At 63.1% G+C, this 19,915-nt stretch carries 21 protein-coding genes; 9 read left to right on the top strand and 12 right to left on the bottom strand.

The features are described from left to right. Positions 1-4: 4 nt before the first annotated feature. The gene (gene yfiB / locus QQ992_RS24160; RefSeq protein ID WP_286111311.1) at positions 5-496 is read left to right on the top strand and encodes an outer membrane lipoprotein YfiB; all 492 of its coding nucleotides are present in this window, start codon (positions 5-7) and stop codon (positions 494-496) included. A 30-nt stretch (positions 497-526) separates the two neighbouring features. Here yfiB and QQ992_RS24155 read toward each other — a convergent pair whose 3' ends face one another. Continuing rightward, positions 527-1,477: a LysR family transcriptional regulator gene (locus tag QQ992_RS24155; protein ID WP_029380272.1), complete on the bottom strand. Its 951-nt coding sequence runs from the start codon at positions 1,475-1,477 to the stop codon at positions 527-529. Between the two features lie 132 nt (positions 1,478-1,609). Here QQ992_RS24155 and QQ992_RS24150 point away from each other — a divergent pair, with 132 nt between their 5' ends. Beyond that, complete coding sequence (locus tag QQ992_RS24150) at positions 1,610-3,136, top strand: CoA-acylating methylmalonate-semialdehyde dehydrogenase (protein WP_286111310.1); 1,527 nt, start codon at positions 1,610-1,612, stop codon at positions 3,134-3,136. Between the two features lie 9 nt (positions 3,137-3,145). Further along, positions 3,146-4,033 (top strand): 3-hydroxyisobutyrate dehydrogenase, encoded by an 888-nt coding sequence (gene mmsB, locus QQ992_RS24145; protein ID WP_027609099.1) that lies wholly within the window; start codon positions 3,146-3,148, stop codon positions 4,031-4,033. A gap of 91 nt (positions 4,034-4,124) precedes the next feature. Here mmsB and QQ992_RS24140 read toward each other — a convergent pair whose 3' ends face one another. Next, positions 4,125-4,469 carry a cupin domain-containing protein gene (locus QQ992_RS24140; protein WP_003258412.1) on the bottom strand — a complete coding sequence of 115 codons (345 nt, stop codon included), beginning with the start codon at positions 4,467-4,469 and terminating at the stop codon, positions 4,125-4,127. 96 nt (positions 4,470-4,565) lie between these two features. Beyond that, positions 4,566-5,501, bottom strand: a complete 936-nt coding sequence (dmeF, locus tag QQ992_RS24135; protein ID WP_286111309.1) for a CDF family Co(II)/Ni(II) efflux transporter DmeF — start codon at positions 5,499-5,501, stop codon at positions 4,566-4,568. Between the two features lie 70 nt (positions 5,502-5,571). Here dmeF and QQ992_RS24130 point away from each other — a divergent pair, with 70 nt between their 5' ends. Further along, complete coding sequence (locus QQ992_RS24130; RefSeq protein ID WP_060500006.1) at positions 5,572-5,847, top strand: metal/formaldehyde-sensitive transcriptional repressor; 276 nt, start codon at positions 5,572-5,574, stop codon at positions 5,845-5,847. Positions 5,848-6,027: 180 nt separating this feature from the next. Continuing rightward, the gene (locus QQ992_RS24125; protein ID WP_286111308.1) at positions 6,028-6,435 is read left to right on the top strand and encodes a type II toxin-antitoxin system HicB family antitoxin; all 408 of its coding nucleotides are present in this window, start codon (positions 6,028-6,030) and stop codon (positions 6,433-6,435) included. Positions 6,436-6,456: 21 nt separating this feature from the next. Here QQ992_RS24125 and QQ992_RS24120 read toward each other — a convergent pair whose 3' ends face one another. The 7 genes from QQ992_RS24120 to QQ992_RS24090 form a co-directional block, all read right to left on the bottom strand. After that, positions 6,457-7,389 (bottom strand): phosphatidate cytidylyltransferase, encoded by a 933-nt coding sequence (locus QQ992_RS24120; RefSeq protein ID WP_119371443.1) that lies wholly within the window; start codon positions 7,387-7,389, stop codon positions 6,457-6,459. 1 nt (position 7,390) lies between these two features. Then, entirely contained in the window at positions 7,391-8,014 is a 624-nt protein-coding gene (locus tag QQ992_RS24115; RefSeq protein ID WP_286111307.1) for a lysophospholipid acyltransferase family protein, read from the bottom strand. Positions 8,015-8,024: 10 nt separating this feature from the next. Beyond that, a complete protein-coding gene (locus tag QQ992_RS24110) occupies positions 8,025-8,456 on the bottom strand; it encodes a hypothetical protein (protein ID WP_286111306.1) in 432 nt (143 codons plus the stop codon). Beyond that, on the bottom strand, positions 8,453-9,766 hold the full coding sequence (locus QQ992_RS24105; protein ID WP_286111305.1) for a phosphatase PAP2/dual specificity phosphatase family protein: 1,314 nt from the start codon (positions 9,764-9,766) through the stop codon (positions 8,453-8,455). Before QQ992_RS24105 ends, QQ992_RS24110 begins: the two co-directional genes overlap by 4 nt. Then, positions 9,767-11,521, bottom strand: coding sequence for a bifunctional alpha/beta hydrolase/class I SAM-dependent methyltransferase (locus QQ992_RS24100; protein WP_286111303.1), 1,755 nt, complete (start codon positions 11,519-11,521; stop codon positions 9,767-9,769). A 24-nt stretch (positions 11,522-11,545) separates the two neighbouring features. Beyond that, entirely contained in the window at positions 11,546-12,157 is a 612-nt protein-coding gene (locus QQ992_RS24095) for a CDP-alcohol phosphatidyltransferase family protein (RefSeq protein WP_286111301.1), read from the bottom strand. Between the two features lie 160 nt (positions 12,158-12,317). Beyond that, positions 12,318-13,202, bottom strand: coding sequence for a LysR family transcriptional regulator (locus QQ992_RS24090; protein WP_286111300.1), 885 nt, complete (start codon positions 13,200-13,202; stop codon positions 12,318-12,320). Positions 13,203-13,279: 77 nt separating this feature from the next. Between QQ992_RS24090 and QQ992_RS24085 the strand changes: the two genes are divergently transcribed. Then, positions 13,280-14,044: a sulfite exporter TauE/SafE family protein gene (locus tag QQ992_RS24085; protein WP_286111298.1), complete on the top strand. Its 765-nt coding sequence runs from the start codon at positions 13,280-13,282 to the stop codon at positions 14,042-14,044. Here QQ992_RS24085 and QQ992_RS24080 read toward each other — a convergent pair. Further along, a complete protein-coding gene (locus QQ992_RS24080) occupies positions 14,034-14,348 on the bottom strand; it encodes a putative quinol monooxygenase (protein ID WP_016713437.1) in 315 nt (104 codons plus the stop codon). The two genes, QQ992_RS24085 and QQ992_RS24080, sit on opposite strands and share 11 nt — an antisense overlap. Positions 14,349-14,510: 162 nt before the next feature. On the opposite strand from QQ992_RS24080, the gene mdaB reads away from it, so the two are divergent. The 3 genes from mdaB to ggt all read left to right on the top strand — a co-directional run bounded on the left by mdaB (position 14,511) and on the right by ggt (position 17,813). Continuing rightward, positions 14,511-15,101 carry an NADPH:quinone oxidoreductase MdaB gene (gene mdaB, locus QQ992_RS24075; RefSeq protein ID WP_060500016.1) on the top strand — a complete coding sequence of 197 codons (591 nt, stop codon included), beginning with the start codon at positions 14,511-14,513 and terminating at the stop codon, positions 15,099-15,101. Positions 15,102-15,131: 30 nt separating this feature from the next. Next, positions 15,132-16,028: a LysR family transcriptional regulator gene (locus QQ992_RS24070; RefSeq protein WP_028699858.1), complete on the top strand. Its 897-nt coding sequence runs from the start codon at positions 15,132-15,134 to the stop codon at positions 16,026-16,028. Between the two features lie 117 nt (positions 16,029-16,145). Further along, on the top strand, positions 16,146-17,813 hold the full coding sequence (gene ggt / locus QQ992_RS24065) for a gamma-glutamyltransferase (protein WP_286111297.1): 1,668 nt from the start codon (positions 16,146-16,148) through the stop codon (positions 17,811-17,813). Between the two features lie 145 nt (positions 17,814-17,958). On the opposite strand, the gene QQ992_RS24060 is transcribed toward ggt, so the two are convergent. Beyond that, entirely contained in the window at positions 17,959-19,878 is a 1,920-nt protein-coding gene (locus tag QQ992_RS24060; protein ID WP_286111296.1) for a methyl-accepting chemotaxis protein, read from the bottom strand. Between the last annotated feature and the right edge of the window lie 37 nt (positions 19,879-19,915).

Genomic DNA, 19,915 nt, shown 5'->3' with positions numbered 1-19,915 from the left:
ACCCGTGATGCACGCTATACGTTTTCCCCTTTGGGCCTTGTTGCTCGCCATGCTGGCGCTGACCGGTTGCCAGAGCGCACCACCCAAGGGCCTTACCCCTGAACAGATTGCCGTACTCAAGCGCGAAGGCTTTACCCCCACCGATGAAGGCTGGGCCTACGACCTTTCCGGCAAAGTGCTGTTCGGCAGCGACCTGGACAGCCTCAACGGCCAGAGCCAGGCGATTGTCGAGCGCATTGGCAAGGCGCTGCTGGGTGTTGGCATCCAGGGCGTTCGGGTAGACGGGCATGCCGATTCGTCCGGCAAGGCGGGGTATAACCAGCAACTGTCCGAGCGCCGTGCCCAAAGCGTGGCCAAAGCGCTGGTCGGGGTGGGCATGCAGGCCCAGAACATTCAGCGCCGTGGCCTGGGCAGCACCCAGCCAGTAGCAGACAACCGCACCAGCGCCGGGCGTACCGAGAACCGGCGGGTGTCTATCGTGGTGGCGTCTTACTGACTGGGTATATCAGGGCGCTGAGCGCCCTGATCATTCCTGAGCAAAACTCATCTCCCGCGTTTCCCCCATCAGCAACGGCGCATTCGCCTCGGTCACCCCCCGGATGTAATCCCACAACAGGGTAATCCGCTTCAACTTGCGCAAATCCTCCCGGCAATACATCCAGAACTGCCGCGTCACCTCGATTTCCTCCGGCAACACTGTCACCAAGCGCGGGTCCTGCGCAGCCAGGAAACACGGCAATATCGCCAACCCACGCCCCTGCAACGCCGCCGTGTACTGTGCAATCACACTGGTACTGCGCAGGTGCGCAGTGGCGCCGGGGATCAGGTTGGCGAGGTACAGAAGCTCCGAACTGAACGCCAAATCATCCACGTAACTGATGAAGGGATGTTTGGCCAAGTCCGCCACCTGACGAATGGGTGCGTGGCTGTCCAGGTAATCCTGGGTCGCATACAGCCGCAAGCGATAGTCACACAGCTTGCAGCACACATAAGGCCCATGCTCCGGTCGCTCCAGTGCGATGACAATGTCCGCCTCACGTTTGGACAGGCTGATGAAGTGCGGCAGCGGCAGGATATCCACCGAAATCGCCGGATAGGCATCAACGAAGTGGCTCAGCTGCGGGGTAATGAAGAAGCTGCCGAAGCCCTCCGTGCAACCCATGCGCACATGCCCCGACAGTGCCACGCCCGACCCGGACACCTGCTCGCAGGCCATGTGCAGCGTGCTTTCGATCGACTCGGCATAGCCCAGCAGGCGCTGGCCTTCGGCGGTGAGGACAAAGCCGTTGGTCCGCGATTTTTCGAACAGCAACGTACCCAGCGCCCCCTCTAGCGAGCTGATGCGCCGCGACACCGTGGTGTAATCCACGCTCAGCCGTTTGGCGGCGCTGCTGGCCTTGCGGGTGCGGGCCACTTCAAGGAAAAACTTCAGGTCGTCCCAGTTGAGGGCGCTCAGGGATGTGAGGTCTTTTTGCATGATGATCCGGTTTTTTTGTGCGTTCTTGTTGGATGTTTGCACATCTATACTCGAAACAAGCCTCAGGACGCCACCTTGCGTTTGCTTGGCGCTGGCGATCTCGTCCCGACAATAATTCCAAGGAGAACGCAGATGAACGCACCGCAATCCCCGAAACCGACCAAGGTCGAGCAGGTCAAGCTGCTGATCGACGGCCAATGGGTCGAGTCGAAGACCACCGAATGGCGCGACATCGTCAACCCGGCCACCCAGGAAGTGCTGGCGCGCGTGCCGTTCGCCACTGTCGAAGAAGTCGACGCTGCCGTGGCTGCTGCCCATCGCGCTTTCCAGACCTGGCGCGACACCCCGATTGGCGCACGCATGCGCATCATGCTCAAGCTGCAGGCGCTGATCCGCGAACACACCAAACGCATTGCCCAGGTGCTCAGCGCCGAGCAGGGCAAAACCCTGGCAGATGCCGAGGGCGATATATTCCGTGGGCTGGAAGTGGTCGAGCACGCGGCGTCCATTGGCACCCTGCAGATGGGCGAGTTCGCCGAGAACGTCGCAGGCGGTGTCGATACCTACACCCTGCGCCAGCCGATTGGTGTATGCGCCGGCATCACCCCGTTCAACTTCCCGGCGATGATCCCGCTGTGGATGTTCCCCATGGCCATCGTCTGCGGCAACACCTTCGTGCTCAAGCCGTCCGAGCAGGACCCTCTCTCGACCATGCTGCTGGTCGAGCTGGCGCTTGAAGCTGGCGTACCGGCGGGTGTGCTTAACGTGGTGCACGGTGGCAAGCAAGTGGTGGATGCCATTTGCACCCATCAAGACATCAAAGCCATTTCCTTCGTTGGCTCTACCGAAGTCGGCACCCACGTGTACAACCTGGGCAGCCAGCACGGCAAGCGCGTGCAGTCGATGATGGGCGCCAAGAACCACGCAGTGGTGCTGCCCGATGCCAACCGTACGCAAACCATCAACGCCTTGGTCGGTGCTGCTTTCGGCGCAGCGGGGCAGCGCTGCATGGCCACCTCGGTGGCGGTGCTGGTGGGCAAGGCTCGCGAATGGCTGCCGGATATCAAGGAAGCGGCCAGCAAGCTCAAGGTCAATGCCGGCTGTGAGCCTGGCACCGATGTCGGCCCGGTAGTGTCCAAGCGCGCCAAGGAGCGTGTGCTGGGCCTGATCGAAAGCGGTATCAAGGAAGGCGCCAAGCTGGAACTCGACGGCCGTGATGTCAAGGTGCCGGGCTACGAGCAGGGCAACTTCGTCGGCCCAACCCTGTTCTCGGGCGTGAAGACCGACATGCAGGTGTACACCCAGGAAATCTTCGGCCCGGTGCTGGTGACCCTGGAGGTCGATACCCTCGACGAGGCCATCGCCCTGGTCAACGCCAACCCGTTCGGCAACGGCACCGGCCTGTTCACCCAAAGCGGCGCGGCCGCGCGCAAGTTCCAGAGCGAAATCGACATCGGCCAGGTCGGCATCAACATCCCGATCCCGGTACCGGTACCGTTCTTCAGCTTCACCGGTTCGCGTGGCTCCAAGCTCGGTGACCTCGGCCCATACGGCAAGCAGGTGGTGCAGTTCTACACTCAGACCAAGACCGTCACCGCCCGCTGGTTCGATGACGACAGTGTCAATGACGGTGTGAACACCACCATCAGCCTGCGCTAAGGAGACGTCATGCGTATTGCATTCATTGGCCTCGGCAACATGGGCGCGCCCATGGCCCGCAACCTGATCAAGGCCGGGCATCAGCTGAACCTGTTCGACCTGAACAAAACCGTGCTAGCCGAGCTGGCAGAACTGGGCGGGCAGATCAGCCCGTCGCCCAAGGACGCGGCGGCCAACAGCGAGCTGGTTATCACCATGCTGCCGGCGGCGGCCCATGTACGCAGCGTGTACCTGAACGACGACGGCGTGCTGGCCGGCATTCGCCCCGGTACGCCAACCGTGGACTGCAGCACCATCGATCCGCAGACCGCACGTGATGTGTCCAAGGCAGCTGCGGCCAAGGGCGTGGACATGGGGGATGCGCCGGTGTCCGGTGGCACTGGCGGTGCGGCAGCGGGCACCCTGACCTTCATGGTCGGCGCCAGCGCCGAGCTGTTCGCCAGCCTGAAGCCGGTGCTGGAGCAGATGGGCCGCAACATCGTGCACTGCGGTGAAGTCGGCACCGGGCAGATCGCCAAGATCTGCAACAACCTGCTGCTGGGCATCTCCATGATCGGCGTCTCCGAGGCCATGGCCTTGGGTAACGCGCTGGGCATCGACACCAAGGTGCTGGCCGGCATCATCAACAGCTCGACCGGGCGTTGCTGGAGTTCGGACACCTACAACCCGTGGCCGGGCATCATCGAAACGGCGCCGGCATCGCGTGGCTATACCGGTGGCTTTGGCGCCGAACTGATGCTCAAGGACCTGGGGCTGGCCACCGAAGCGGCACGCCAGGCACACCAGCCGGTGATCCTCGGGGCCGTGGCCCAGCAGCTGTATCAGGCCATGAGCCTGCGCGGCGAAGGGGGCAAGGACTTCTCGGCCATCGTCGAGGGGTACCGCAAGAAGGATTGACGAGCGAGGTGGACTTATTCGCGGGCCAGGTGGCCTTCCCTCTGTAACTGCGCACCAGAGGGAAGGGCGCCTGCCCCGCGATTTTTTTTTGTCAGGCGAAAACGAAATACTTGCGTACAGTCTCGACCACTTCCCAGGTGCCTTTCATCCCCGGTTCGATGACGAACACATCACCGGCTTTCAGGTGCTTCGGCTCTTCGCCTTCCGGGGTGATGATGCAGTAGCCATCGAGGAAGTGGCAGAACTCCCACTTCTCGTAGTTGACCTCGAACTTGCCCGGGGTGCAGATCCAGGTGCCCATGATCTTGCTGCCGTCGGCCGACAGGTAGGCATTGAGGTTGACGGTGTGCGGATCGCCGCCGATGCGCTTCCACTTGGTGGCGTCCACGACCGGCGTCGGGCAGGTTTCGCGCAGGACGGTGATGAAATCGGACATGGCACAACTCCTGGTGACTGGCTGAATGACTCGTCACCATAGGGCCATCGGCCGAGCCGCAGTTGCCTGGGCTCGACGTCCAGCTGTCTGGTCGCGCTATGCCAGGCGGTTTACCTCGACGGTGACGTGCGCCAGTTCTTCATGCACACCCAAGGCCTGGCGCACGCTGTCGGCGCTGAGGGCACTTGAGGTGGCCAAGCCAAGAATGCAGGCGTACTGGTCCTTGCCCACCCGCCATACATGCAGGTCGGTGATACTGGCCGGCACCGGCAGCTGCGCCACCACTTCGCGGATTTCTGCCACCACCGGCGCGTCCATCTCCGCATCCAGCAGCACCCGCCCGGTATCGCGCAGCAGGCCGCGGGCCCACAACGCCACCAGCAGCGCACCCACCAGGCCCATGACCGGGTCGAGCCAGCTGGCGCCCCAGAACTTGCCGGCCAGCAGGGCAACGATGGCCAGTACCGAAGTGGCGGCATCGGCGACCACATGCAAGTAGGCCGAGCGCAGGTTCAGGTCGTGGTGGTGATGGCTGTGGTCATGGTGATGGTCGTGCCCATGATGATCATGATGGTGATGGTCATCGCGCAGTAGCCAGGCACAAATCAGGTTGACCGCAAGGCCGATCACGGCGATGAAGATGGCCTCGTCATAATGGATCGGCCCCGGTGTCAGCAGCCGCTCCACCGACTGGAACACCATCAGCCCGGCCACGCCCAGCAACAGCAGCGCGCTGGAATAACCACCGAGAATCTCGATTTTCCAGGTACCGAAGGCAAAGCGTCGATCAGCGGCATAGCGCCGTGCGGCGGCGTAGGCCAGTAGCGACAGGCCAAGGGCCAGCGCGTGGGAGCTCATGTGCCAGCCGTCGGCCAGCAGTGCCATGGAGTTGAAGAACCAGCCACCGGCAATCTCCGCCACCATCATCACGGCGGTCAGCCACACCGCCAGGCGGGTCTTGCGCTCGGCGCCCAGGTTGCTGGTATGGAACTGATGGCTGTGCTGCCAACGGTCTGAGGTTTGTGTCGCCATGGTTTATCATGCTCCCGGAAGATCGAGAAATATACTATACCCCAGTATACATAGCATGGTGTGGAATCCAATGGCACATACCCTGAAGAGCAAGAAGCAACTGCTGACCCGGGTGCGCAAGATCAAGGGCCAGGCTGCTGCGCTTGAGACGGCGCTGGAGCAGGACAAGGATTGCCTGGCGATCCTGCAGCAGATCGCCGCCGTGCGCGGCGCGGTGAACGGGCTGATGGCCGAAGTGATGGAAGGGCATATCCGCGAACATCTGGTGGCGGACGGGCTGAGCGCCGAGGAGCGGCAGGATGAGGCGGACAAGGTGGCGGCGTTGTTGCGGTCTTACCTCAAGTAGCCTGTTGTCATGATCGTGGATACCCCAGGGGGGTATCGGTTTTCGGGTAAGGGGGCATATTTCCTACATTTCGGCAGGTACTCCCTTACATAGCGGTCCAAATCGTCCGCTAGTCTGGACAGGTGTGGATAGTGTGTAGTGCGCTTCGTTTTGGTTCACGAGTGACAACGGAGGTAATCAATGAAATTTCCGGTCGTATTGCACAAAGACGCCGGTTCGGATTACGGCGTGACCGTTCCCGATGTTCCCGGTTGTTTCTCCGCCGGTGCCACTGTCGCACTGGCGTTGGAGAACGTGCTGGAGGCGTTGGCGCTGCATTTCGAAGGTTTGGTAGCCGATAACGAGGCGTTGCCGCAAGCACAGGAAATCGATGTCCATGTGGCGAATCCTGATTTTGAAGGCGTGGTCTGGGCCGTGGTGGATTTTGATGTCACCCCCTACCTGGGTAAGGCGGTTCGCTTCAATGCAACGCTGCCAGAAAACCTGCTTCAGCGGATCGATGAAAAAGTGAAGCGTGACCACCGTTATGCATCCCGCTCCGGTTTTCTGGCCACGGCTGCTTTGCGAGAGTTGGCGCTTTCACACTGATCATCGTTGTGCCCGAATGCGCTACGCCCACCAATACCGCACAAAGTGGAAGAACACCGGCGCCGCAAAGCACACCGAGTCCATACGGTCGAGCATGCCGCCATGGCCTTCGATCATGTGTCCCCAGTCTTTCACCCCACGGTCGCGCTTGATCGCCGACATCACCAGCCCGCCGAAGAAGCCCATGGTGTTCACGGTCAGGGCCATCAGTGCGGCCTGCCAGAAGGTGAACGGGGTGATCCAGCACAGCAGGGCGCCTATCAGGGTGGCCAGTGCCACGCCGCCTGCCAGGCCTTCGACGGTTTTGGACGGCGACAGGTTGGGTGCCACCTTGTGTTTGCCGAACAGCTTGCCGCATACGTACTGCAGCACGTCGCTGATCTGCACCACCAGGATCAGCCAGGCGATCAGCAGCAGGTTGCGCCCCTCGTAGCCCGGGATGTCCAGCGTCATCAAGGCCGGCACCGATGACACGCAGTACACCGCGATCATCAACCCCCACTGTACCTTTGACGCACGTTCAAGGAAGCGCGTGGTATCGCCGCCAAAGCTGGCCAGTATCGGCAGCAGCAGGAACAGGTACACCGGGATGAAGATGCTGAACAGGCCGTACCAGTCCATGGCGATGAGCACGTACTGCACCGGCAGCGCCACATAGAACGCCGCCACCAGCGCCGGGTAGTCGCTGCGCCGGGTCGGGGTAAGGGTCATGAACTCGCGCAGGGCGTAGAACGACACGCCGTAGAACAGCACGATCACACCGTACTTGCCGAACAGGAAGGCGATGCCGATGACCAGCACCATCACCCACCAGGCGTTGATGCGAGCGTTGAGGTTGTCGATTACCGCGTGTGGCGCTGGGCCTGCGCGCCATTTGAGCAGGCGGCCGATCACGCTGGCGAGCAGCAGCAGGGCGCCGATGCCGGTGAACAGGGAAAGGGTATTGTCGTCCATCTCAGACATCCTTCGGGGCCAGGGTCAGCAGGGCCTGGCTGGCCCGCTCGAGAAAGGCCTGCTTGCTTTCATCAGCTTGCAGGTGCAACGGTTCGCCAAAGCTCAGGGTGCACAGTAATGGCAGGGGCAGGGCACGGCCCTTGGGCATCACCCGGTTGAGGTTGGCGATCCAGACCGGTACCAGCTCGACGTCGGGGTTGGCTGCCGCCAGGTGGTACAAGCCGCTTCTGAACGGCATCAGCGGCTCGTCGCCCAGGTTGCGGGTGCCTTCCGGGAAGAAGATCAGCGAGTCGCCCTGGGCCACGGCTTCGAGGATCGGTTGCAGCGGGCTGCCCTGGCCTTCGCTGCGTTGGCGGTCGATCAGCACGCCGTTGAACACCTTGCGAATGAGAAAGTCGCGAATGCCCGGTTTGGCCCAGTAGTCCGCGCCCGCCACCGGGCGGGTACGCTTGCGCAGAGGTTGCGGCAGTGAGGCCCACAGCAGCACGAAGTCACCGTGGCTGCTGTGGTTGGCGAAGTACAGGCGCTGCACCGGCAGCGGCGTGCAACCCAGCCATAGGGCGCGGGCGCCCGTGATCAGGCGGGCGGCGGAGGTGATGACATAGGCGGTCAGGTTGGCGAGCATGGGGCGTTCGTTATCCCTTCAAAGGCAGTGTCAGCAGGGTAGCCAAGGCTAGCGAGAGCTGCAGGCCCAGGCATACGGCCTGACGGCGCAACAGGCCTAGTGCGGCCTGGCTGCGGGCAGGCCAGGCGCGGCCGTCGGTGGCCTGTGGTTTTAGTTTCAGTTCGAACAGGGCGTGGTCCAGGGCCTGGGTGTCTGCCGTCAGGTCACCGCTATTGGCGAGGTGGGCAAACAGTTCGGCATCGATCGCCACGCGGATGGCCCAGTACTTGTGCAGCACGCCGAGCGCCAGCAGCACGCTGCACAGCACGCTGGCCAGCGGTGCCAGAGTGAGACCCAGCAAGGGGGCGAGGCCATAGGCCAGGGCCAGCAGGGTGAGGCCGTCGGACAGGCGCTCCAGCTGTTTGCCTCGGCCCAGCAGGCTGGCCACTACACGCAGGTTCATGGCTGTGCTCCCAGTTGCTGGAGAGCCTGGTGATGCGCATTGCGCAGGACGATGCCGGGGCGTGCTTTACGGATAAGGGATTCTGCCTGCTGGGCGTCATCGCAGCGGCCGGTCACCACCAGCCAAGCCGCCACGGCGCTGGCGCTGCGTGAATAACCCAAAGCGCAGCAGACCAGCACGGGGCCTTTGGCATGGTAGTGTTCGATGGCGTTAGCGGCCTGCTGTAGCAGGATGCCGTCGGGTGCTATCAGGTCAAGGGTGGGGAAATGCAGGTAATCCTGCGTAGCCAATACTGTGCACGGCAGCTCCGCACACAAATCGACAATCGCAGCAAATTGCTCCCCCTCGCCACGTCCTGGAATCCGCCCAAGGTACACGCCATCGCATACCTCATCCGCCTGCGGGTGGCGCCTCGTCCACATCCGCGAATTGAGCCACGCACCTGCCAGATAGGGCGCTAGTAGCCACCGGCCGGCATTCGACAAGTGCCCGTCGGAACCCTTTTGAAAACCGCCCGCTCCGAACACGGCATAGTTCAGCGCCACCAGCCCCAGCGACACGGCCGGCCAACTTAACCACAGCCAGGTACCGCCCAGCGCAACAGCTGGAAGCGCAAACAGCAGCGCGCCCACGGCATAACAACCGGCGACCTTCCAACGCTTGGCATCCCGTGCAAGGTGGGCCGCTTGAAAAGGCAGGCGCCCCTGACATGGCCACAGCCACAGGCAGGCAAACCCGGCCAGCGCCCCCGTGGGTACATCGATGAAATGATGCTGCCAGGTGGTCAGCACCGACACCCCGATCAGCGCCATCCAGCCATGCATCAGCCAACGCCAGGGCTGGCGTTGCACATGCCGGGCAAACATCGTCCAGATGATCACCAGCAAAGCGATGTGCAGCGAAGGCGCCTGGTTGAAGGGCTTGTCGAAGCCCATCAACACATCGAACAGCCAGCCGAACAGCCCGTCCAGGTCCGGTCGCTCGAAGGTGAAGCGCAGCGGCCACAGCAGGAAACAGGAGACGCTGATCACCTGTGCGCTGAGCAGCGCCAGCGCGTGTCGGTCCATTTCCTGGCGTGTGCGCGGCAGCAGGAAGGACAGCCCGTAGAGCAGGTCGATCGACCAGTACGGGATGATCGTCCAGGGCCACAGCGGCATGCCGTGCTCCCAGCCGAACACCAGGCTGCCGACATCACTGCGCCCGGCCGTGTAATTGTTCGCCAGCCCATAGCTGAGGAAGAACAACGGCCCCAGCAGCAGAAGCCAGAACACGCCCCGGCGAATCAGCCCAGGCTCGCGTGGCGGGCTCACTCAGCGTACCCGCTGTGCCAGGCTGACGCTGAAAATGCCCCATTCATCGATACGCTGGGCCAGCTTGCGGAAGCCCGCTGCCTCGACCAGCTGGTCCATCTCGGCCTGGCTGCGGCGGCGCATCACCCAAGCCTCGCCACCCCGATGGCTGGTGAGGGCGCGGGCAATCATCTCCAGTTGCGGGTGCCACGGCTGGCCGGTGTAGACCAGGTAGCCGCCATCCTCCACGGCATCGGCCAGGCCCGCCAGCGAGTTGCCCACCAACTGGTTGCTGGGGAACAGTTCGTACAGCCCCGAAACCACGGCCAATGTTGGGGGCTGTTCAAGCGTGGCCAGGCTCTGGCGATCGAAAGCATCGCCTTGGACGAAGCGGGCGATATCGACCAAGCCTTTCTCGGCGATCAGCGCGCTACCTTGTTGCACGTTCAGCTCGCTGTAGTCGCGCAGCAGGATCGAGTCCGGCAACTGCTCAAGGTCTTGCAGGGCTTCGAGGATGTAGCGGCCATGGCCGGCGGCAATATCGACAATGTGCACGGGCCGTTGTTGTTCACGCAGGCGGGCGATGGCCAGGCGCAGCAATTCTTCGACGTGCAGCTTGCGCTGGCGAATGCCACGCCAGCCGATGGCGTCGAGGTAGTTCTGGTCGATCAGGCGGCCCAGTTTGCCCTTGCCGGTCGGCTGGTTGCGGTACACGTAGTCGAGGGTGCTCCCCGAGTCGAAGCCGGTGTCGAAGCCCAGTTTCACGCCTTCGGACAGCCCCTTGCCGAGCTGCAGGCCCGCGCGGGTGGCGCGCCAGTAAAGGTCGCGGGGCGAATTGCGTGGCAGCGGTGCGGCCAAGCTCTCGGCCTCGGCGCAGCTGGCGCCGGTCTTGTCGGCATTCAGCAATGACGGCTGTGTGGCGGGGTGGGTGAAGCTGTGTTCGACAAACCGTTCGATACGCCTCAGCGCATGGGCCCGATCACGTTCACCCAAGGTGTCGTGGAAGAACCCGGGCAGTATGTGCATTTCCTTGCGGGCACTGCCCAGCCGTTCGAAAAAGCGCTCCTGCGGCAGGCGCTCGACCACGAAGTCGGCCCCGGAGACCAGCAATTGGGTCGGTACCTGTATGGCCTGGGCGTCTGCCACTACCCGGTCTGCGGCTTCGTACAGGCCCAGCAGCATGGTCACTGAAATAGGCCGGCTGATCAGCGGGTCGGCCACGTACGACATCACCCGCTCGGGGTCGTGGGTAAGCAGGCGCGGTTTGACGTAGCTGTTGACGAAGAAGTTGCCGCGCAAGGCCTTGAGCAGCTTCAGGCCGGGGCGGGCGAACGGCACGTACAGCTTGACCTTGAATGCCGGCGAGGCCAGCACCAGGCAGCGCACCTTGGGTGCGTAGTCGTGGGCCCAGGTGGCAATCAGCACGGCGCCGACGCTTTGCGCCAGCACCACCACGTCCTGCTCGGCAATACCGTGGTGGGCCTGGATATGTTCGATGAAGGTTTGCACGTCGCGCACGCTGGTGGCGAACCCCGGGCTGTCGCCGCGTGCACCTGGCGACTGGCCGTGGCCGCGCGCATCCCAGGCGAAGAAGTCATAACCGGGCATGTCCAGTTCATCGGCCAGATGGGCCATACGCCCGCCGTGTTCATGGCCTCGGTGGAACATCACCACGGCCCGGCGTGGCTGGTGTTCGTTGCGGGTGGCAGGCCAATGACGGTAGTGCAGCTCGACACCGTCATGGGTGGAGAAGTGCAGCGCTTGCGCTTGGCGCATGGTCAACGTCCTTTTGCGACGATTTTAGGCTCTGCGGGTTTCGGCCAGCCCCTGGCGAACCCGGTTGTAGAGGGTATAGAGCGAGAGCGCGAGGATGACCAGCAGCAAACCATTGATCCAGCTGCCGTTCAGCAGGCCAAAGGCGACGCCGGTGCCCAGCACGCCGAAGGCAAAGGCGCGGTCGCTTTTGCCCATGGGGCCGTCATAACGCCGTGAGGCGCCGGCCAGCGGGCCCATGACCCCGGCGTATTCGCTGAAGGTGGCACACAGCACCACCAGTATCACCAGCGTCGGTGACACCCCGGCCAGCAGGGCGAAGGGCAGGTACAGGGCGGCGTCGGCGATCACGTCGCAGAGTTCGTTGAGGTAGGCGCCGAGGGTGGATTGCTGGCCGAACTCCCGGGCCAGCATGCCGTCGACGGCATTCAGCGCCATGCGCAGCAGCATCCACACTGGCACCAGGATGAACAGCCAAGTGGCATGGGGCAGGGCGGCCAGCAGCAAGCCCAGCAGGATTGATACCACGGCGGCGGTGACGGTGACCTGGTTGGCGGTGACGCCCCGGTCATGCAGGCGCTGGACGGTTGGACGCAGCAGGGCCTGGAAGCGCGGTTTGAGCTGGTAGATCGATGCCACTGGAAAGTCCTTTTTAGTGGGGCGACATGGCGCCATTGTGTGTGAGCCTTCTTCGCGGGTAAACCCGCTCCTCCAGGTATAGCGCCAACCCGGGAGCGACTGCATACCCTGTGGGAGCGGGTTCACCCGCGAATGCGTCATGGCAGGCAGCGATGTAGTCTCAGGCTTCCAACAACCGATCAACCAACCCCGACGTATACCCTGGCAACGCCGCAAAATCCCGCGCACAAACCAGCAACCGGCGGTTGGCCCAGGGTTCCGCCAGGGCCACCCAGTGTAGCGGCAACATCCCCTGCCAGCGCTTCACCGCCGCCATCGGCACCACCCCGATACCGGCCCCGCCTGCAACCATGCGGATCACCCCGTCAAACCCTTCGGCCCGCACTCTTACCTGCATACGCCGCCCCTCACGCAATGCCTGCTCCTCCAGGTACAACGCCAATGCGCTGCCGGCCCCCAGCCCGACATAGCCATGCGCCAGGCTGTCGATGAAGCTGGGCGAGGGCGCACTGGCCAGCGGGTGGCCAACAGGCGTCACGAGCACCAGCGGATCATCGCGAAACGGCCGGGTTTGCAGATGCTCGCTCGGCGCAGCGGTGGATACGATGCCCAGGTCCGCCATGCCTTGGGTAATCGCCTGCACGATGCGCAAGCTCGGTAGCTCTTGCACATCAATGCTAACGCCCGGGTTTTCAGCCAGGTAACACGCCAGTAACTCAGGCAGGTACTCCGTGAGCGCAGCGGTGTTGCACAGCAGGCGTACCTGGCCCTGCCGCCCCTGCGTGTACTGGCCCAGGTCGAACTGCAGGCGTTCGACCTGCTGTGCAATCAGCCTGGCATGCTGCAATAGCGCCTGGCCGGCTGGAGTCGGCTGCACGCCGCGGCGGTTGCGTTCGAGCAACGGGATACCCAGCGATGCCTCCATGGCGCGGATGCGCGCACTGGCTGCCGGCAGCGATAGATGGCTACGGCTGGCACCGGCGGTAATGTTGCCGCACTCCAGGGTGTGCTGGAACAGCTTCAGGTCGATCAGGTCGAAATGCATGTGGCTCTGTCTATGCAAGAGTCTGGCTAATGGTATGGCAGATTTTCAGACCGCCCGCCACACGCCATCATCGGCCCATGACTACCTTGCTCGCTTTCTACCAGAACATTGGCCCAGCGCTCTCACTGCTGGTCGTGCTGACCTTCCTGCTGGCCGGCGCCGTCAAAGGGGTGATCGGCCTGGGTATGCCGACCATCGCCATGGGCCTGCTGGGCCTGGCTATGTCACCGGCGCAGGCTGCTGCGCTGCTGATCGTGCCTTCGACCCTCACCAACCTTTGGCAATTGGCAAGTGGCGGGCACCTTCAGGCCTTGCTGGTGCGGCTAGGCCCGATGCTGGCACTCATCTTCATTGGCACCTTGCTGGGCAGCGCCTGGTTGGGCATCAACAGCGGCCCATGGGCCGTCCACGCACTGGGTGCGGCCTTGCTGGTGTATGCGGTGTACGGGCTGATTGGCCAAGGTTTGCAAGTGGTGGTGGCGCACGAGCGCTGGCTGGGGCCGGTTTGTGGGCTGGTGACGGGGGTCGTCACGGCGGCAACCGGAGTGTTCGTGATACCGGCTGTGCCCTACCTGCAGAGCCTGGGCCTGAGCCGCGAGCAACTGATCCAGGCCCTGGGCCTGTCGTTCACGGTTTCGACTCTGGCGCTGGCCGTTGGCCTGGCCGGGCAGGATGCCTTGGGTGGCCAGGCGTTGGGGGCTTCGCTGCTGATGCTGGCGCCAGCATTGCTCGGCATGCTGGTCGGCCAGTGGTTGCGTCAGCGCATCAGCGCGCTGGTGTTCAAACGTTGCTTTTTCATCGGCCTGGCCGCACTGGGCGGCCATTTGCTGATCAACGGCTAGCGCTTGAGGCGCTGAGCATGTCGACCCGCTGGATATCGAAGTCGCGCTCCAGGTAATCCATGCGCTTTTCGAAGAACGCGGCCATGTGCGGCAGGGCCGAATGCACATCCAGCGCAGCCTGGTCGGCCCACACTTCGAAGAACACGAACAGGCTCGGGTCCTGCTGGTCACGCAGCATGTGGTACTCGATGCAGCCCGGCTCCTGGCGGCTTGGCTCGACGTAAGGGCGGAACAGGTTTTCGAAGGCGTCAGCCATTTCCGGGCGGGTCTTGGCTTTGAGGATGAAGGCGAACTGCTCGCTCATGGGGCGCTACTCGGTGATGGAAGGTGAACCGATTCTACGGCAATAATATGCTGCGCATTCGTGACTTCTGGTCAATTGTATTTTGCCCCGTCATCGCTGTATCCCACCCCCATGAGTCTCTAACCTGCCGGCATGAATTCTGACCCGGCCGGGGAGGCCAGCATGAAAAAGATCCTTCTGCTCAATGGTGGTAAACAGTTCGCTCACTCCGATGGCCGCCTCAACGCGACCTTGCACGAAGCGGCCATCGCTCACCTGGACCGCGCCGGTTTCGATGTGCAGGAGACGTTCATCGACGGCGGCTACGACGTGCAGGCCGAAGTGGAGAAGTTCCTCTGGGCCGATGTCATCATCTATCAAATGCCGGGGTGGTGGATGGGCGCGCCCTGGACCGTGAAGAAGTACATCGATGAAGTCTTCACCGCTGGCCATGGCAGCCTTTACGCCAACGATGGCCGCACCCGTTCGGACCACTCGCAAAAGTACGGCAGCGGTGGTTTGGTACATGGCAAGCAGTACATGCTGTCGCTGACCTGGAACGCGCCGCAGCAGGCATTCGATGACCCCGCCGATTTCTTCGAAGGCAAGGGTGTGGATGCGGTGTACTTCCCGTTCCACAAGGCCAACCAGTTCCTCGGCATGACCGGCCTGCCAACCTTCCTGGCCGTGGATGTGATGAAGCGCCCGGATGTACCGGCGGCACTGGCGGCTTATGAAGCACATCTGGACAAGGTGTTCGGCAAGGCGATCTAATCCAGGCAAGTAGCTGCCGCAGGCCCGAATGTGAAAACCCGATCCGAAGAACTCCAGGTGTTCGTCGCCGTCATCGACTGCGGCTCGATCTCTGCCGCTGCCGAGCAGATGGGCCAGACCCCGTCCGCCGTCAGCCGTACCTTGTCGCGCCTGGAGGGCAAGCTCGGCACTACCTTGGTCAACCGCACCACCCGGCGTATGGACCTGACCGAGGAAGGGCGCTTTTTCCTTGAGCGTTCGCGGCAGGTACTGGAGCAGATGGACGAGATGGAAGAGCGCCTGTCGATGAACCGCCAGACCGCTACCGGGCGCCTGCGCATCAATGCGGCCGCGCCGTTCATGCTGCATGCCATCTTGCCGTGGATCGGCGAGTTTCGCCGCCAGTACCCGGGCATCGAGCTGGAACTGAACACCGACGACCTGATCATCGACCTGCTGGAGCAGAGCACCGACGTGGCGATCCGCATCGGTGAGCTGGCCGACTCCAGCCTGCACGCACGCAACCTCGGTTGCAGCCCGGTGCAGGTGCTGGCCAGCCCGGCTTACCTTGAGCAGCACGGTACACCGCAGCAGGTCGAGGACCTGGCCAATCATTGCCTGTTAGGTTTCAGCCAGCCCGAGTCGCTCAACCAGTGGCCACTGCGCCATGCCCAGGGTGACCGTTGGAGCATTCGCCCGGCGCTGATCGCTTCCAGTGGCGAGACCCTGCGCCAGCTGGCGCTGGCCGGCGAGGGCATCGTCAGCCTTTCACACTTCATGACCCACGAGGACATTCGCACCGGGCGCCTGCAGGTGCTGCTGAGCGAGGCCAACAATGGCTACCGCCAGCCGATTCATGCGGTGTACTACCGCAACACCCAGCTGGCATTGCGTATCCAGTGCTTCCTCGATTTCATCCAGCGCAAGCTGGCGATGTACGCCTGCTGAGTTGCCTGAACGCGACAAATCCTGTCCGCAGGCGGCGAAACTTCCTACGTGTTATTGCGCAGTCGAACCGCTTCGGCCTTACTGACTGCTCAACAAAAACAACACCAAGGAAGTGTCATGCGTATTGTTCCATTCCAGTACCTGGCTCTCGCAGCCGCGATCCTGAGCTGTTCCTCGGTTTACGCCGCCACGCTGGAGGGTGGCGCGGTGGCTGCCCCCGATCAATATGGTGCACAGGTGGCTGCCGATATTCTGAAAAAGGGTGGTAACGCGGTGGATGCCGCGGTGGCCACTGCCTTCACCTTGGCGGTGACGTACCCCGAAGCCGGCAACATTGGTGGTGGCGGGTTCATGACCCTGTTCGTCGACGGCAAGCCTTACTTCCTCGACTACCGCGAAGTCGCGCCAAAGGCAGCCACGCGCAACATGTACCTGGATGACAAGGGCGAAGTCATCGAGAACCTCAGCCTGGTCGGGGTGCGTGCAGCAGGTGTGCCCGGCACCGTGATGGGCCTGTGGGAGGCACACAAGAAGTTCGGCAAGCTGCCCTGGAGCGAGCTGCTGACCCCGGCCATCGGCTATGCGAAAAACGGCTTCAAGGTGGCGGAGAAGCAGTACCAGTACCGCAACGATGCCCAAGGCATGTTCAAGACGGCGACCAACTTCAACGACTACTTCGGCAACATGAAGGTCGGTGAACTGTTCAAACAGCCAGAAATGGCCCAGACACTGGAACGTATCGCTGACAAAGGCGTGAGCGAGTTCTACCAGGGCAAGACCGCCGACCTGTTGGTGGCGCAGATGCAGGCTGACAAAGGCCTGATCACCAAGGAAGACCTGAAGGACTACAAGGCCGTATGGCGTGAGCCGATGGCCGTGAGCTGGCGTGGCAACGTGGTCTACACCGCGCCACCGCCAAGTTCTGGCGGTGTGGCCCTGGCCCAGCTGCTGGGTATCAAGGAAGACCGCGCGGCGGACTTCAAAGGGGTGGCGCACAACTCGGCGCAGTACATCCACCTGTTGGCCGAGATCGAGAAGCGCGTGTTCGCCGACCGTGCCGACTACCTCGGTGACCCGGCGTTCACCAAGGTACCTGTGGATAAACTGGTGGCCAAGGACTACCTGGCCAAGCGTGCCGCGCAGGTCAACCCGAAGGCCATTTCCGACACCGACAAGGTCAAGCCGGGCCTTGAGCCGCACCAGACCACGCACTTCTCCATCGTCGACAAGCAGGGCAACGCGGTCAGCAACACCTACACCCTCAACCTCGACTACGGCAGTGGCGTGGTGGTGAAGGGGGCAGGCTTCCTGCTCAACGACGAGATGGATGACTTCAGCGCCAAGCCGGGGGCGGCGAATGCCTTTGGTGTGGTGGGGGGCGATGCCAATGCCATCGAACCGGGCAAGCGCATGCTGTCGTCGATGAGCCCTAGCCTGATGACCCGCGATGGCAAAGTCGAACTGGTGATCGGTACCCCGGGTGGCTCGCGGATCTTTACCTCGATCTTCCAGGTGATGAACAACCTGTACGACTACGATATGCCGCTAGCCAAGGCGGTGGCGGCGCAGCGGGTGCACCATCAGTTGCTGCCCAAGGACACCATCTACTTTGATGCCTATGCGCCGTTGACCGGGCCGGAGGCGGATAAGTTGAAGAAGATGGGTTATGTGCTGGAGGATCAGGGCTGGGAGATGGGCGATATCCAGGCGATCCGGGTGGACGGGGCGAAGCTTGAGACCGCTTCCGATCCGCGTGGGCGTGGGGTGGGGATGATCGTCAAGTAATACCTGCCAGATTGCTGGGAGGGCTTTGCCCTCCTATCCGACCGGTCCGGCGCCCCGGCAAGGCCGCTCCTACAGGGTTCCGCGATCTCCTGTAGGAGCGGCCTTGTGTCGCGATGGGCCGCAAAGCGGCCCCACAATTTTGAGGTCAGACGCGGAACTGGCTGACCAGCGTCTGCAACTGCCCACCCAACCGCGCCAGCTCCACACTCGACGCCGCCGTCTCGTCACTGGCCGCTGCCGTCTGCTCCGACACATCACGCACATTCAGAATGCTACGGCTGATCTCTTCAGCCACCGCGCTCTGCTGCTCTGCCGCCGCTGCAATCTGCTGGTTCATCGACTGGATGCTCGACACCGTGCTGGTGATGCTCTCCAGCGAAGCCCCGGCCTTGCGTGCCAGCTCGACGCTGCTGTCGGTGAGGGTACGGCTGCCCTGCATGGCGTTCGCCACTTGCTGGGTGCCATGTTGCAGGCTGGCAATCAGCTCTTCGATTTCTTCGGTGGACTTCTGCGTGCGCTGCGCCAGGCCGCGCACTTCGTCGGCAACCACGGCAAATCCACGCCCGGCCTCGCCAGCACGCGCCGCTTCGATCGCTGCGTTCAGCGCCAGCAGGTTGGTCTGTTCGGCCACCGACTTGATCACGTCCATCACGCTGCCGATCTTCTGGCTTTCCTGCTGCAGCAGGTTCATGGCTTCGGTGGAGCGGTGCATGTCTTCGGCCAGGCGCTCGATCTGGCCAATCGCCTCGCCCACCACGCGATCGCCGGCACGGGCTTCGTCGTCGGCACCGGTGGCGGCATGAGAGGCCTGCTCGGCGTTGCGTGCCACTTCCTGAACGGTGGCGGCCATTTCGTGCATGGCGGTGGCCACCTGGTCGGTCTCGACCTTCTGGCTGTTGGCGCCCGCGCTGGTCTGTTCGGTGACTGCCGACAGCTCTTCGGCGGCGCTGGCGATCTGGGTGACGCCATCGCGAATGCCGGTGATCAGCTCGCGCAGGGTGGTGCCCATGCGTGCGATGCCTTGCTGCAACACGCCCAACTCATCGCGACGGGTGACGCGCAGGTGCTGGGTAAGGTCGCCGCTGGCGATCTTTTCCACCGCGCCCAGGGTTTCACGCAGCGGGCCGGTGATCTGGCGGGTGATCAGCACCGCTGCCAGCACGCCAACCAACAGCGCCAGCAACGTGGCGATGGCCTGCAGGCTGCGGGCCTGGGTGCTTTCGATGTCGCGGCGCTCCAGCTGGATCTGGTACAGCGCATCACTGCGCTTGACGATGTCGGCACCCTGTACGGTCATTTCGGCGCGTGAGGTGGTGATGTCGGCGACTGCGTCGCGGAATTGGCGGACGGCGTCGCGGTAGGCCAGCACCGAGCGCTCGAACTGCTGCAGACGGACGTCTTCGGCGGGCAGCTGGCGCTTGAGGTTGTCGATATCGGCCAGCGCCGCATCCAGCTGGCGCAGGGCGGCCTGCTCGTTGGCGGCAGTGTTGTCGGCAATGTAGCCGCGTACATCGATGCGCACCTGCAACAGTTGCTGGCGGGCCTTGCTGATCAGCTGGTACTGGGCCAGGCGCACGCTGTCGGCCTCGGGGCGAGCCATCACTTCCTGGCTGAGGGTGTCCATGGCCTGGTCGGCGCGGGTTGCCGAGCTGTCCATCGCCGTGCGCGCGGTACGGGTGGCGTCGTAGCCCTGGCGCATCTTGTTCAGCGACAGCTTGTAGGCGCTGATGGTTTCGCCCAGTTCATTCAGCAGCTTGATGTTTTCCGGGCTCTTGAAGGTGCTGGCCAGGTAGGCCTGTTGCTTGCTGAAGGCGTCCAGTTTGGTCTGGGTGTTGGCGGCGGCGGCATCGTCGCCGTTGGCGATCATGTACTGCAGACGCGCAATGCGCAGGTCGGTGAGGTCCTTGTTCAGCTGGCCGATGTCGCCCATCCAGTTGCTGCGGTCGATCAGGCTGCCCAGGCTGGTCCAGCCGGTGAGGGCCAGCAGGCCGGTGAGGACCAGCACCAGGCCGAAGCCCAGGCCGAGTTTGAGGTTGACGCTGATGTTGGCGAACCAGCTGTTCATGCACGCTCTCCAGAAGTAGTTTTCGCTCTCTTGATCT

Origin of the sequence: Pseudomonas kurunegalensis (assembly GCF_030291635.1) — a bacterium.
Taxonomy (GTDB): domain Bacteria; phylum Pseudomonadota; class Gammaproteobacteria; order Pseudomonadales; family Pseudomonadaceae; genus Aquipseudomonas; species Aquipseudomonas monteilii.
The sequence above is the reverse complement of the archived record's forward strand: the minus strand, read 5'-3'. Positions and strand labels throughout refer to the sequence as shown.

Coding starts and splice junctions, on each gene's coding strand:
- QQ992_RS24155 (WP_029380272.1), bottom strand. CDS start 1,477: ATGCAAAAAGACCTCACATCCCTGAGCGCCCTCAACTGGGACGACCTG.
- QQ992_RS24150 (WP_286111310.1), top strand. CDS start 1,610: ATGAACGCACCGCAATCCCCGAAACCGACCAAGGTCGAGCAGGTCAAG.
- mmsB (WP_027609099.1), top strand. CDS start 3,146: ATGCGTATTGCATTCATTGGCCTCGGCAACATGGGCGCGCCCATGGCC.
- QQ992_RS24140 (WP_003258412.1), bottom strand. CDS start 4,469: ATGTCCGATTTCATCACCGTCCTGCGCGAAACCTGCCCGACGCCGGTC.
- dmeF (WP_286111309.1), bottom strand. CDS start 5,501: ATGGCGACACAAACCTCAGACCGTTGGCAGCACAGCCATCAGTTCCAT.
- QQ992_RS24130 (WP_060500006.1), top strand. CDS start 5,572: ATGGCACATACCCTGAAGAGCAAGAAGCAACTGCTGACCCGGGTGCGC.
- QQ992_RS24125 (WP_286111308.1), top strand. CDS start 6,028: ATGAAATTTCCGGTCGTATTGCACAAAGACGCCGGTTCGGATTACGGC.
- QQ992_RS24120 (WP_119371443.1), bottom strand. CDS start 7,389: ATGGACGACAATACCCTTTCCCTGTTCACCGGCATCGGCGCCCTGCTG.
- QQ992_RS24115 (WP_286111307.1), bottom strand. CDS start 8,014: ATGCTCGCCAACCTGACCGCCTATGTCATCACCTCCGCCGCCCGCCTG.
- QQ992_RS24110 (WP_286111306.1), bottom strand. CDS start 8,456: ATGAACCTGCGTGTAGTGGCCAGCCTGCTGGGCCGAGGCAAACAGCTG.
- QQ992_RS24100 (WP_286111303.1), bottom strand. CDS start 11,521: ATGCGCCAAGCGCAAGCGCTGCACTTCTCCACCCATGACGGTGTCGAG.
- QQ992_RS24090 (WP_286111300.1), bottom strand. CDS start 13,202: ATGCATTTCGACCTGATCGACCTGAAGCTGTTCCAGCACACCCTGGAG.
- QQ992_RS24085 (WP_286111298.1), top strand. CDS start 13,280: ATGACTACCTTGCTCGCTTTCTACCAGAACATTGGCCCAGCGCTCTCA.
- QQ992_RS24080 (WP_016713437.1), bottom strand. CDS start 14,348: ATGAGCGAGCAGTTCGCCTTCATCCTCAAAGCCAAGACCCGCCCGGAA.
- mdaB (WP_060500016.1), top strand. CDS start 14,511: ATGAAAAAGATCCTTCTGCTCAATGGTGGTAAACAGTTCGCTCACTCC.
- ggt (WP_286111297.1), top strand. CDS start 16,146: ATGCGTATTGTTCCATTCCAGTACCTGGCTCTCGCAGCCGCGATCCTG.
- QQ992_RS24060 (WP_286111296.1), bottom strand. CDS start 19,878: ATGAACAGCTGGTTCGCCAACATCAGCGTCAACCTCAAACTCGGCCTG.